Origin of the sequence: Aquabacter sp. L1I39, assembly GCF_017742835.1 — a bacterium.
Taxonomy (GTDB): Bacteria; Pseudomonadota; Alphaproteobacteria; order Rhizobiales; family Xanthobacteraceae; genus L1I39.
In genome coordinates, this window is sequence record NZ_CP072392.1 from 2,544,642 (window position 1) to 2,556,934 (window position 12,293).

Here is a 12,293-nt window from a genome sequence, read left to right on the forward strand (position 1 = left end):
AGGCCCGGCGCGGACGCGGGGTATGAGAAGGGATCGCAACGCCGGGTCGGATCAGGCGGCGTCAGAGGACAGATCGGGCAGCACGCTCTCGATATGGGCGCGGTGCGGCTCCAGGAAAGACGGCAGTTTCAGCGCGGTGCCGAGGCTCTCCGCCGGCTCGTCCACGGCAAAGCCGGGGACATCGGTGGCGATCTCGAACAGCACGCCGCCGGGCTCGCGGAAATAGACGGACCGGAAATAGTTCCGGTCCTTCTGCTCGGTGGTGCGGATGCCGTGATGTTCGGCGAGCCGCTTCACCATGGCCTCCTCGGCCGCATCATCGGCGGCGCGAAAAGCGATATGGTGCACCGAGCCGCCACCCTGCCGGCCCCGCAGGAAATTGCCCACCCCGTGCAGATCAACCACATTGCCCAGAAGGGCATCGGTGGCATAGCGCACATAGGCGCCCTCGCGGGCCACTTCCTTGAAGCCGAAGACGTCGGTCAGGATGGCCGCCGTCGGGGCGATGTCCGCCAGCAAAAGGCCGACACCCTTGAGGCCGCGAATGGCCGCTTCCGCCGGTACGTCGGACCCCGCCCAGCCGGGCTCCAGCTCGGCCCCGGGCACGCCCACCAGGGCAAGCCGCATGCCGTCCGGATCGGTGAAGGCGAGCATGGTCTCGCCGAAGCGCTTCACCGGCGCCTCATGCTTGACCCCCTTCTCCACGAAGCGATGGGCCCAATAGCCGATGGAGGCCTCCGGCACGCGGAACATGGTGCCCTGCGTCTCCCCCACCCCCAGCCGGCCGGGCGCCACATGGGCCCAGGGGAAGAAGGTGAGGATGGAGCCGGGCGCCGCGTCCGCGTCCCCGTAATAGAAGTGATACGTGCCGGGATCGTCGAAATTCACCGTCTTTTTCACCAGACGCAAGCCTAGAACACCGGCATAAAATTCGATGTTCCGACGGGCTGGGCCGGAAATGGCGGTAACATGATGGAGTCCGTTGGTGGTCATCTTGATCTCCTGAACGGCGTGGGTTCGTGTTGAGACAAGATTTAGTGCAATGAACGGCGCCTCGCTATCATAACTCCATTGCATGGGCGCAAGCGAATAACCGTGCCCGCGCATCCTGAATTTCGCCAAGCCCTTGTTCAGAAAAGAAAAAGGCCCGGCGCGTGCCGGGCCTTCCCTGTTTCACGTGCAACAGCCAAGCCCTCAGGCCAGCAGCTCCGCCAAGGTCCGCGCCACCACCTCGGTGGCGATCCTCAGGTCCGAAAGCCGCAAATTCTCATCCGCCCGGTGCCCATTGGCCTCCTCGATGGTCCTGGGACCAGCGCCATAGAGCACCACCGGGAAACCCGCCTCCGCATAGAGCCGCGCATCGGTGTAGAGCGGCACGCCCTTGGCCGGCACGGGCTCGCCGATGACCGCTTCCGCATTGCGCCGGAGCGCATCGGAGAGCCGCACCGAGGCTTCGCTCGGCACCAGGGGGCGGGCCAGCAGGATGCGGCGCACATGCACCTTGGCGGCCGGGAAGGCTTCCGCTGCGCTGGCGATCACGGCCCTCACTTCCGCTTCCACCGCCTCGGGGATCTCTTCGGGAATGATGCGCCGATCGAGGCGGAAGGTGATGCGGTCGGGCACCACATTGGTGTTGATGCCGCCGGAAATGAGCCCCACCGTGATCTGCGGCGAGCCGATGCCGTCCACCTTCGAGACCTGGGCCGGCAAGGTCGCCCGATAGGCGTAGAGGGCGCCGAGAATGCCGGTGGCGGCCTCCAGGGCATCAACGCCGGTAAAGGGCAGCGCCGCATGGGCGGACTTGCCTTCCACCTCCACCTCCAGGTGCAGGCAGCCATTGTGGGCGACCACCACCGCATAGGAGAAGCCAGCGGAGAGCACGAGGTCGGGCTTGGTGAGGCCCTCCTCGATGATCCAGCCCGGGCCGACCTCGCCGCCAATCTCCTCGTCATAGGTGAAGTGCAGCTCCACCGTGCCCTTGAGCGGCAAGCCGGAGCGCTTCAGGGCGTCGAGGGCGAAGGCATAGGTGGAGAAGTCGGACTTGGAGACGGCGACGCCGCGCCCATACATCACCCCGTCCACCACCTCGGCGCCATAGGGATCGCGGCTCCAGCCCTCGCCGGGGGGCACCACGTCGCCATGGGCATTGAGGGCGATGGTGGGCCCCTCGCCGAAGCGATGGCGGACGATGAGGTTGGTGGCGGTCACCATGCCCGCCGCGCGCGTGCGCTCGGCCGGCACCGCGTGGCGCCCCACCTCATAGCCGAGGCCTTCCAGCAGCTCGGCGGCCCGCGCCGCATGGGGGGCGCAATCGCCGGGAGGATTGTCCGAGGGCACCTTCACCAGCTCGGCGAGGAAGGCCTTCTGCTCCTCGAAGCGCGCGTCGATGAGGGCACCGAGCCCGGGCGACGTCGTTTGGGTCATGGAAATGGGTCCTTCATGCATGCCCGCCCGGCATGGGGCCGGGCGGCTTCAAGGTCAAGCCGGAGGGCCGCGAAGCGCCGCCGGCCTCACGAAAGGCGGGGGACTTTCAGCGCGTCCGGGGCTCCGGCGCCTCCGCCCATGCCTTCAGCACCGCCCGGTCCTCGGCGCTGAGGTCGGTGATGTTGTTGGGCGGCATGGCGTGGGTGAGCACGGACTGCATCAGGATCAACGGCTTGTTGCGGGCGATCTCGGCCGGGCTGTCCAGGAGGATGCCGCGGGGCGGGACGGCGATGCCCTCATATTGCGGGGTCGGATTATGGCACATGGCGCACCGGCCCATGACGATGTTCTGGACCTCCTCCGGCACCTTCACGATGGGTGCGGGCGCGGCCACGGCCGTGGAGGTGAGCGGCGGCAGGCCGAGCGCGAGCCGCGCCGCCGGCGAGGTGGTGGCGGTGAGCACCATGGCCGCAGCGAGGCACAGGAAGGCGACGATCCAGCACCAGCCGAAGCCCGGCTGGCCGGCATGCTTCTTGTTGAAATAGACCCGCACCACCGCCCCGCCCACCAGCGCCAGCGCCACGTTCACATAGGCATAGGGGGTCGAGTAGGTGAGCGGATAATGGTTGGAGATCATCAGGAAGATGACCGGCAAGGTGAAGTAATTGTTGTGCGAGGAGCGCAGCTTGCCGATCTTGCCATAGATTGGGTCCGGCTCCTGACCGGCTTTCAGCGCCTCCACCACCTTGCGCTGGTTGGGCACGATCACGCAGAAGACGTTGGCCGTCATGATGGTCGCCATCAGCGCGCCCACATGGATGAAGGCGCCGCGCGGCGAGAAGACCTGCTGGAACAGATAGGCCATCAGCACCACGAAGACGAAGATGATGATCCCCACCACCACGTCGTTGCGCCCGAGCGGCGAGTGGCAGAGCAGGTCGTAGAACACCCAGCCCGCAAAGATGCCGCCGAGCCCGATGGCCATGGCGGTGAGCGGCGACATGTTCAGGACCGCCGGGTCGATCAGGAAGAGGTTGGCCTGATAGTAATAGACCCACATCAGCAGGAAGAAGCCGGAGATCCAGGTCGAGTAGGATTCCCACTTGTGCCACATGAGGTGGCGCGGGAGGTTGTCGGGCGCCACCAGATATTTCTTCACCTGGTAGAAGCCGCCGCCATGCACCTCCCAGGCCTCGCCGCCCTTGCCCTTGGGAATCTCCGGGGAGGGCCGCAGCGCCGCATCCAGGTGCATGAAATAGAAGGACGAACCGATCCAGGCCATGCCGGTGATGATGTGCGTCCAGCGCAGCAGCAGACTGCCGAACTCGTGCAGGAGGGGTTCCATGTCAGGCGGACCTCTGGAGGAAGAGAAGAGGGGAACGGCGGCGCCGGACCTTTCGTCCGCCGCCCGATGGACCATAAGCTGACGCCGGGCAAGAGGCCGGCCGGCGCGCGGCGGGCCGGCGGGGGAGCCGGGCACCATGCTTGAGAATATGCGGGCCTTCGTCCAGGCGGTGGAGAGCGAGAGCTTCTCCGAGGCCGGCCGGCGCCTGCGCCTGTCCGCCAACGTGGTCAGCCACCGCATCCAGATGCTGGAAAAGCACCTGGGCTGCCGGCTGTTCAACCGCACCACGCGGCGCATGAGCCTGACCGAGCAGGGCCGGGTCTTCTACGAGAACATTACGGAGGCCCTGCGCCTCATTGAGGCGGCTGAATCCAATGTCACGGAACTGGGCGCCATGCCGCGCGGCGGCCTCAGGGTCACCGCCCCACTGCATCTGGGCCGGCGCCTCGTCGCCCCCGTGGCGGCCCGCTACCAGGAGGCCCACCCCCAGATCGACGTGCGCCTGCGCCTGTCCGAACACACGCTGGACCTGATCGCGGAATCGGTGGACCTGGCGCTTCGCCTCGCCACCTTCGAGGATTCCAGCATGATCATGCGCAAGGTGGCGCGCATCGACCGGGTCGCCTGCGCCGCCCCCGATTACCTGGCGCGCTGCGGGGTGCCGCAGACGCCCTCCGACCTGTTGCGCCATCAATGCCTGCTCCTGCGCTTTGCCGGGGCCCGTGAATTCCGCTGGACCCTCACCGACCAAGGCAAGGAGCTTGCCGTTCCGGTCTCGGGCCATCTGGAGGCCGATGACGGCGACGTGCTCACCGTCTGGGCCATGGAAGGGCGCGGCATCGTGGTGAAGCCGCGCTTCGAGGTGGCGGACGCCCTCGCCGACGGGCGCCTCGTGCCGGTCCTCGCCAGCCATCCGCCGGTGAGCGTCACCCTCGCCGTGCTCTATCCCGCCCGGCAATTGGTGCCGCTGAAGGTGAAGGCCTTCGCCGACATGCTCCTGGAAGAAGGCCGGCGTTTCCTGGCCCGCGAGCTGGCCAAGATCGGCGAGAAACTCACCGGCTAGAGCATGCGCCGATCAGCCAGCGCCGCAGGCTGATCGGATCACGCATTCTCTTTCAATGAGTTAGAGGGCGATTCACCGATCTGATTGATTCAATCGGATCGGATCGCGCTCCAGGCGCGCCGGCCCTTGGCGAGGAAGGGCCGGCGCGGCTCACCTCAGTGCGCCTCCGCCTGCTTGGCGGCCGCGACGATCTCCTCCACCGAGGCGGACTTCACCCCGTTGAAGAAGACGTTGAGCAGCACCGCCACAATGGCCGAGAGCAGGATGCCGGACTCCAGCAGCGGGTGCAGCTCATGGGGCAGGTTCTTGAAGAAGTTGGGCGCCACCAGCGGGATCATGCCGAAGCCCACGGACAGGGCCACGATGAACAGGTTGAAGCGGTTGGTCTTGAAGTCCACGGCAGTCAGGATGCGCGCACCCGTCGCCGCCACCATGCCGAACATCACCAGCCCCGCGCCGCCCAGCACCACATTGGGCACCGCCTCCACCAGCGCCGCCATTTTAGGCAGAAGCCCAAGAAGCAGCATGATGACGCCGCCCGCCACCGTCACCCAGCGCGAGCGCACCCCGGTCACCCCCACAAGGCCCACATTCTGGGAGAAGGAGGTGTAGGGGAAGGTGTTGAAGATGCCGCCGATGAGGGTGCCGAAACCGTCCGCCCGCAGGCCCTTGGCCAGCGCCTTCTGGTCCACCGGCTTGCCGGTGATGTCGGAGAGCGCCAGGAACATGCCGAGCGATTCGATCATCACCACCACCATGACGATGCACATGGTCACGATGGGCACCAGGTGGAATTGCGGCACGCCGAAATGGAACGGCACGATCACGTCGAACCAGGGGGCCGAAGCCACCTTCTCGAAGTGCATGATGCCCAACACGGTGGCGAGCACCGCGCCGGCCACGATGCCCAGCAGCACCGCCACATTGGCGATGAAGCCCTTGCCCCACTTGATGAGGCCGAGGATCACCAGCATCACGAACAGCGAAATGCCGAGCCCCTGGAGCTGGCCATAAGCGGGATTGGCCACCTGCACGGTTTCCCCGTTCACCACCTTGGTGAACATGGGAATGCCCCCCCCCGCCCAATTGATGCCCACCCGCATCAAGGAGATGCCGATGACCATGATGATGGTCCCGGTCACCACCGGCGGGAAGAGCGGCAGCAGCCGGCTGACAAAGGGCGCCACCAGCAGCCCGAACAGGCCGGCGGCAATCACCGAGCCATAGATGCCCAAGAGCCCAATGGACGGGTCCGCCGCCATGGACAGCATCGGCCCTACCGAGGCAAAGGTGACGCCCATCATCACTGGCAGGCGGATGCCCACGCCAAACAGGCCAAGGCACTGGGCGAGGGTGGCAATGCCGCAGGCGAACAGGTCGGCACTGATGAGGAAGGCCACGTCCTCGGGCGGCAGCTTGAGGGCGCGGCCGATGATGAGCGGAACGGCGACGGCGCCGGCATACATGACAAGGACGTGCTGGAGGCCGAGCGCTACCAATTTCGGCGCCGGCAGCATCTCGTCCACTGGGTGAACGGCTGAAGACATGGAGACCCCCTGGAAAAGGTCGGACGATCAAGGATTTTGCGGTTCTTGGCGGCGGTCTGCGCCGTCGCTGCATTGCATCACACGCAATTTCCCCGGCGAAAGAAATGGGCCGGAAAATCGGAATATCTTCCGACTTAATCGGAAAATCACACGAGGCAGTCCGGGTTATGCTGGGGCGCGATGAGGCTTGGTGGCGAAGGAGTTTGCGATGGGTCGTCTCTCGACGCACGTATTGGACATGGTGCGTGGCACGCCGGCAGCGGGCGTGAAGATCGAGCTCTTTCGCATTGCAGCGAGCGGCGAGCGGGCGCTCGTCGCCACCCGCACGACCAATGCGGACGGCCGCACCGACACCCCGCTTCTGGCCGGCGACGACTTCGCGGCCGGCAGCTATGAGCTGATCTTCCAGGTGGGTGCCTATTTCGCGGCCACAGGCGCAGCGGTCGCCGAGCCCGCCTTCCTCGACCTGGTGCCCATCCGCTTCGCCATGGCCGAAGGGGGGCACTATCATGTGCCGCTCCTGTGCTCGCCCTGGGCCTATTCCACATATCGCGGCTCCTGACCCCGTTCGCAGAGAAGGCCGACCCCCGCCATGACCGAAAAGCCCTATCCCCGCGACCTTATCGGCCATGGCCGCAACGCGCCCCATCCCCGCTGGCCGGGCGAGGCTCGGATCGCGGTGCAGTTCGTCATCAATTACGAGGAGGGCGGCGAGAACTCGATCCTGCACGGAGATGCCGCCTCCGAAGCCTTCCTGTCGGAAATCGTCGGCGCCCAGCCCTGGCCCGGCCAGCGGCACATGAACATGGAGTCCATCTACGAATATGGCTCCCGCGTCGGCTTCTGGCGCCTGCACCGCCTGTTCACCGAGCGCAACATGCCGCTGACGGTGTATGGCGTCGCAACCGCTCTGGCGCGCAACCCCGAGGCGGTGGCAGGCATGAAGGAAGCCGGCTGGGAGATTGCCAGCCACGGCTATAAATGGGTGGATTACAAGGACGTGCCCCGCGAGACCGAGCAGGCGCACATCCTGGAGGCCATCCGGCTGCACACCGAGGTGACCGGTTCCCGACCGCTGGGTTTCTACCAGGGCCGCTCCTCCGAGAACACGACGCCGCTGGCCATGGAGGAAGGCGGCTTCGTCTATTCCGCGGACACCTATGCGGATGAGCTGCCCTATTGGATCGAAGGGCCCAAGGGCCCATTCCTCATGGTGCCCTATACGCTCGATGCCAATGACATGCGCTTTTCCATTCCCGCCGGCTTCTCGGCGGGAGACCAGTTCTTCACCTATCTGAAGGACAGCTTCGACCTGCTCTATGCGGAAGGCGCGCGTGCCCCCCGGATGCTCTCCATCGGGCTGCACAACCGCCTGGTGGGACGCCCGGGCCGGGCCGCCGCGCTGGCCCGCTTCCTAGATTACATCCAGGGCCATGAGGGCGTGTGGGTGGCGCGGCGCATCGACATTGCGCGTCACTGGATCGCCCATCATCCCCCTCAAGGTGGGTACGTGCCGAGCCGCCTGTCCAAGGCGCTGTTCGTGGAACGCTTTGGCGGCGTCTTCGAGCACTCGCCCTGGATCGCGGAAGGCGCTTACGAGGCGGGGCTCTCGACGGGGGAGGACACCGCCCAGGGCCTTCACACCGCCATGGCCAAGATCCTGCGCGCGGCGAGCCGGGAGCAGCAGATGGGCGTCATCCACGCTCACCCCGATCTCGCCGGCAAGCTCGCCGCCGCCAAACTGCTCACCGCCGACAGCGCGCAGGAGCAGGCCTCCGCCGGCCTCGACCGTCTCACCGCCGAGGAGAAGGCCCGATTCACCGCGCTCAACACGGCCTATCTTGAGAGGTTTGGCTTCGTCTTCATCATGGCCATTCGCGGCCGCTCCAAGGAAGAGATCGTCGCCGCCTTCGAGCGCCGGCTCGGCCATGATGCCGAGACGGAGTTCCAGGAAGCGCTCGCCCAGATCGAGAGGATCGCGCTGCTCCGCCTGGACCAGATGTTGCCGGGAGGCGCCGCATGATCCGCACCGAAGCCTCCAAGGCCCAAACCGCTCCCGCCGAACCGGAGCCGCTGGCAGGAGAGACCATTGCGGCCCGCCTGAAGGAGTTGGCCGCCTTCACCGATGTGCCGGGCGAAATGACCCGCCTGTCCCTGTCCCCCGCCCATAAGAGGGCGGCGGCGCAGGTGGCTTATTGGTTCCGCGCCGCAGGCATGAACCACGTGCATATGGATGCCACGGGCACCATTGTCGGCCGCTATGCCGCCGATCGGCCGGACGCCAAGACGCTGGTCATCGGCTCGCACATCGACACCGTGCGCAATGCTGGCATCTATGACGGAAATCTCGGCGTCCTGGTGGGCATCGCCGCTGTGGACCAGCTGCGACGGGAAGGCCGGCGCCTGCCCTTTGCCGTGGAGGTCGCTGCCTTCGCCGATGAGGAAGGTGTGCGCTTCCTGTCCACCCTCTCCTCCTCCAAGGCGTTCGCGGGTCGGTTCGATCCCAAGTGTCTGGAGGACGTGGACAGTGCCGGCATTTCCCGGCACGAAGCGCTGCGGACCTTTGGCGCGCCGGTGGACACCGTGGCCCAATGCGCCCGGACACCCGAAGAGACGCTGGGCTATGTGGAAGTGCATATCGAGCAGGGACCGGTGCTTGAAGCGCTGAGCCTGCCGCTCGGCATCGTCACCGGCATTGCCGGTGCCTCCCGCGCCTCCATCCGCCTCAAGGGTCAGGCCGCCCATTCCGGCACCATGCCCATGCCCATGCGCCAGGACGCGCTGGCAGCGGCCGCCGAGATCATTCTCGCGGTGGAAGCCCGTGGCCGGGCGGACGTGGCGCCGCACTCCCTGGTGGCGACGGTGGGCACGCTGACCATCGCCGGCAGCGCCGTGAACGTGGTGCCGGGCGAAGTGGTCTTCTCCATCGACGTGCGCTCCTCGGACGACGGAACGCGCCGCGCCGCCGTGGCCGACATCACCAGCGCCATCGAAGCCATCGCCGCCCGTCGCGGCATCACGCCCTTCGTCTCCTGGGGCCACGACGCCCCGGCCGCGCCCTGCGACGAAAGACTGAAGGCGCGCCTTTCCGAGGCGGTTGCCTCCCTCGGCCTGCCCGTCCATCACCTGCCCTCGGGCGCCGGCCACGACGCCATGGTGTTCCGCGATGTGCTGCCCATGGCCATGCTCTTCGTGCGGTCCTTCAATGGCAGCCACAATCCGAAGGAATATGCCGCCCCCGAGGATATCGAGCTTGCGGCCCGCGCGCTCCACGCCTTCCTCTTGCGCCTTGCCGAGCAGGAGGCAGGCGCACACTGATCCCCAACGCAAAACGGCCGGCGCACGCGCCGGCCGCTTCGTTGCCTTGCGGAAGCCTCAGCCCAGCACGGGCATGACGAACTCCGCCCCGGTCCGCACGCCGCCGGGCCAGCGGGCCGTTGTGGTCTTCAGGCGGGTATAGAAGCCGACGCCTTCCAGGCCGTAGACGTTGCGATCACCGAAAATGGACCGCTTCCAGCCGCCGAAGGAGTGATAGGCGATCGGAACCGGGATCGGCACATTGATGCCCACCATGCCCGCCTGGACGCCATAGTCGAACGCGCGGGCGGCATCGCCGTCGCGGGTGAAGATGGCGGCGCCATTGCCATATTCGTGCTCGTTCACCAGCTTCAGCGCATCATCGAAGCCGGGCACCCGCACCACGGAGAGGACGGGTCCAAAGATCTCCTCCTTGTAGATGCGCATGTCGGGGGTCACGTTGTCGAACAGGCAGCCGCCGATATAGTAGCCGTTCTCATAGCCCTGGAGCTTGAGGTCGCGGCCATCCACCACCAGGTCTGCGCCCTCGCTGACGCCCAGATCCACATAGGAGCGCACCTTGGCCAGGTGCTCCTTGGTGACAAGCGGGCCCATTTCCGAGGCCACGTCATTGCCGGGGCCGACCTTGAGGGAGCGCACGCGCGGCGCGAGACGCTCCATCAGGGCATCGCCCACGCCGCCCACGGCCACCGCCACGGAGACCGCCATGCAGCGCTCGCCGGCCGAACCGTAGCCGGCGCCCATCAGCGCATCCACGGTCTTGTCGAGGTCCGCGTCGGGCATGACGACGAGGTGGTTCTTGGCGCCGCACAGGGCCTGAACGCGCTTTCCGTGCGCCGCGGCGGTCTTGTAGACGTATTCACCGATGGCCGTGGAGCCGACGAAGCTCACGGCCGCCACCTTCGGGTGGGTCAGAAGCGTATCCACCGCTTCCTTGTCGCCGTTCACCACATTGAACACGCCCTTGGGCAGGCCGGCTTCGGCAAGAAGCTCAGCCAGGCGCAGGGATGCGCTCGGATCTTTCTCGGAGGGCTTCAGAACGAACGTGTTGCCGGTGGCGATGGCCATGGGGAACATCCACATGGGCACCATGGCCGGGAAGTTGAAAGGGGTGATGCCCGCGCACACGCCCACCGGGTGGCGCATGGAGAAAGTGTCGATGCCCCGGCCCACCTGGTCGGAAAACTCGCCCTTCAGCAGGTGGGGAATGCCGCAGGCAAATTCCACAACCTCGATGCCGCGCACCAGTTCGCCCTTGGCGTCGTCGACCGTCTTGCCGTGCTCGCGCGAAATGAGCGCCGCCAGCTCGTCCATGTGACGATCCAGCAGATCCTTGAACTTGAACATGACGCGGGCACGGGCCGGTGCGGGGGTGGCCGCCCAGGCAGGCAGCGCCTGGGAGGCGGCCTGCACCGCCTCGTCCACAGTCGCGGCGGACGCGAGGAGGACCTCGCCGATCTGCTCGCCGGTGGCGGGATTGAAGGTGGGAGCGGAACGGCCTGAACCGCTCACATGCTGGCCGGCAATGAAATGTCCGATGGTGGTCACGGCGTCCTCCAGAACTCTCGGGCGGATATCTGGTGCGCAGAGAACATCTGGTAATTACGCGGAGCAATGCCTAACATCCCGGACACGTTGTGCAGAAATAGGCTTAGCTCGTGAATTGGGACCATGCCCGCATCTTTCTCGCCGTGGCCCGGGCCGGGCAGATGCTGGGCGCGGCCCAGCGCCTGAACGTGGATCACGCCACCGTCACCCGCCGCATCAATGCCCTTGAGGCGGACCTCGGCGCGCGTGTGTTCGAGCGGCGCACCACAGGCTGTACTTTGACCGCCGTGGGCGAGCGTTTCCTCGCGGTGGCGGAGCGGGTGGAAAGCGAGATGATCCGAGCGCGGTCGGATCTGGGCAATGCCGACCTGAAGTTGGAAGGCACCATTCGCATCGGCGCGCCGGATGCGCTGGGCACCTATTTCCTCGCCCCCCGGCTGCCGCGCTTTGCCGCCCCTCATCCCGACCTTGTGGTGCAATTGGTGCCCTTGCCGCGCACCTTCTCCCTCTCCAAGCGTGAGGCGGACATCGCCATCACCATCGAGCGTCCCTCCGAGGGACGCCTCTTCGTGCGGCGCCTGACGGACTATTCTCTCTCCGTCTATGCCTCCCGCGCCTATCTGGAGGAGAGCGGCCCCATCGCCTGCGAGGCGGACCTGAAAGACCGCACCCTCATCACCTATGTGCAGGACCTCGCTTACAGCCCCGGCCTCGACTATATGAGCGCCCTGGTTGAGCTGTGCGGACGGCGGTTCGAGTGCGCCAGCGCCGTCGGCCAATTGGAGGCGGTGCGCGCCGGTGGTGGGGTCGCCATTCTCCATGACTACGCCGCCGCAGCCCATGGCGATCTCCTCCCCGTGCTGCCCCATGTGAGATTTGAGCGCGCCTATTGGCTGGTGGTGCACGCGGACATGCGAGACCTGCGCCGGATTTCCCAGATGGAGGACTTCATCGTCGATGCGGTGCGCGGGGAGCGGGTCTCCTTCCTGCCCGGGCGCGCCTGAAGGCGGCAGCCGCGAGACTTGGTTGAATCCAAGTGAGGATGCGA

10 protein-coding genes are annotated in these 12,293 nt (G+C 66.5%); 5 read left to right on the forward strand and 5 right to left on the reverse strand.

Going from position 1 to position 12,293, the window contains the following annotated elements; genetic code table 11:
- Positions 1 to 51 precede the first annotated feature (51 nt).
- From J5J86_RS11170 to J5J86_RS11180, 3 genes are all read right to left on the reverse strand, one after another.
- Positions 52 to 993, reverse strand: coding sequence for a ring-cleaving dioxygenase (locus J5J86_RS11170; RefSeq protein ID WP_209104983.1), 942 nt, complete (start codon positions 991 to 993; stop codon positions 52 to 54).
- 201 nt (positions 994 to 1,194) lie between these two features.
- The gene (locus J5J86_RS11175) at positions 1,195 to 2,424 is read right to left on the reverse strand and encodes a M20/M25/M40 family metallo-hydrolase (protein ID WP_209104985.1); all 1,230 of its coding nucleotides are present in this window, start codon (positions 2,422 to 2,424) and stop codon (positions 1,195 to 1,197) included.
- Between the two features lie 106 nt (positions 2,425 to 2,530).
- Positions 2,531 to 3,769 carry a urate hydroxylase PuuD gene (locus J5J86_RS11180; RefSeq protein WP_209104987.1) on the reverse strand — a complete coding sequence of 413 codons (1,239 nt, stop codon included), beginning with the start codon at positions 3,767 to 3,769 and terminating at the stop codon, positions 2,531 to 2,533.
- Between the two features lie 136 nt (positions 3,770 to 3,905).
- Here J5J86_RS11180 and J5J86_RS11185 point away from each other — a divergent pair, with 136 nt between their 5' ends.
- On the forward strand, positions 3,906 to 4,832 hold the full coding sequence (locus J5J86_RS11185; RefSeq protein ID WP_209104988.1) for a LysR family transcriptional regulator: 927 nt from the start codon (positions 3,906 to 3,908) through the stop codon (positions 4,830 to 4,832).
- Positions 4,833 to 4,987: 155 nt separating this feature from the next.
- Here J5J86_RS11185 and J5J86_RS11190 read toward each other — a convergent pair whose 3' ends face one another.
- Positions 4,988 to 6,379: a nucleobase:cation symporter-2 family protein gene (locus J5J86_RS11190; RefSeq protein WP_209104990.1), complete on the reverse strand. Its 1,392-nt coding sequence runs from the start codon at positions 6,377 to 6,379 to the stop codon at positions 4,988 to 4,990.
- Between the two features lie 208 nt (positions 6,380 to 6,587).
- Between J5J86_RS11190 and uraH the strand changes: the two genes are divergently transcribed.
- The 3 genes from uraH to J5J86_RS11205 are packed head-to-tail and all read left to right on the forward strand — an operon-like array spanning position 6,588 to position 9,697.
- Positions 6,588 to 6,941 (forward strand): hydroxyisourate hydrolase, encoded by a 354-nt coding sequence (gene uraH / locus J5J86_RS11195; protein WP_209104992.1) that lies wholly within the window; start codon positions 6,588 to 6,590, stop codon positions 6,939 to 6,941.
- A gap of 30 nt (positions 6,942 to 6,971) precedes the next feature.
- Positions 6,972 to 8,402 (forward strand): allantoinase PuuE, encoded by a 1,431-nt coding sequence (gene puuE, locus J5J86_RS11200; protein ID WP_209104994.1) that lies wholly within the window; start codon positions 6,972 to 6,974, stop codon positions 8,400 to 8,402.
- Positions 8,399 to 9,697 (forward strand): allantoate amidohydrolase, encoded by a 1,299-nt coding sequence (locus J5J86_RS11205; protein ID WP_209104996.1) that lies wholly within the window; start codon positions 8,399 to 8,401, stop codon positions 9,695 to 9,697. Before puuE ends, J5J86_RS11205 begins: the two co-directional genes overlap by 4 nt.
- Positions 9,698 to 9,754: 57 nt before the next feature.
- Here J5J86_RS11205 and J5J86_RS11210 read toward each other — a convergent pair whose 3' ends face one another.
- Positions 9,755 to 11,245 (reverse strand): CoA-acylating methylmalonate-semialdehyde dehydrogenase, encoded by a 1,491-nt coding sequence (locus tag J5J86_RS11210; RefSeq protein WP_209104998.1) that lies wholly within the window; start codon positions 11,243 to 11,245, stop codon positions 9,755 to 9,757.
- Between the two features lie 110 nt (positions 11,246 to 11,355).
- On the opposite strand from J5J86_RS11210, the gene J5J86_RS11215 reads away from it, so the two are divergent.
- Positions 11,356 to 12,249 (forward strand): LysR family transcriptional regulator, encoded by an 894-nt coding sequence (locus J5J86_RS11215; RefSeq protein ID WP_209105004.1) that lies wholly within the window; start codon positions 11,356 to 11,358, stop codon positions 12,247 to 12,249.
- Positions 12,250 to 12,293 lie beyond the last annotated feature (44 nt).

Coding starts and splice junctions, on each gene's coding strand:
- J5J86_RS11170 (WP_209104983.1), bottom strand. CDS start 993: ATGACCACCAACGGACTCCATCATGTTACCGCCATTTCCGGCCCAGCC.
- J5J86_RS11175 (WP_209104985.1), bottom strand. CDS start 2,424: ATGACCCAAACGACGTCGCCCGGGCTCGGTGCCCTCATCGACGCGCGC.
- J5J86_RS11180 (WP_209104987.1), bottom strand. CDS start 3,769: ATGGAACCCCTCCTGCACGAGTTCGGCAGTCTGCTGCTGCGCTGGACG.
- J5J86_RS11185 (WP_209104988.1), top strand. CDS start 3,906: ATGCTTGAGAATATGCGGGCCTTCGTCCAGGCGGTGGAGAGCGAGAGC.
- J5J86_RS11190 (WP_209104990.1), bottom strand. CDS start 6,379: ATGTCTTCAGCCGTTCACCCAGTGGACGAGATGCTGCCGGCGCCGAAA.
- uraH (WP_209104992.1), top strand. CDS start 6,588: ATGGGTCGTCTCTCGACGCACGTATTGGACATGGTGCGTGGCACGCCG.
- puuE (WP_209104994.1), top strand. CDS start 6,972: ATGACCGAAAAGCCCTATCCCCGCGACCTTATCGGCCATGGCCGCAAC.
- J5J86_RS11205 (WP_209104996.1), top strand. CDS start 8,399: ATGATCCGCACCGAAGCCTCCAAGGCCCAAACCGCTCCCGCCGAACCG.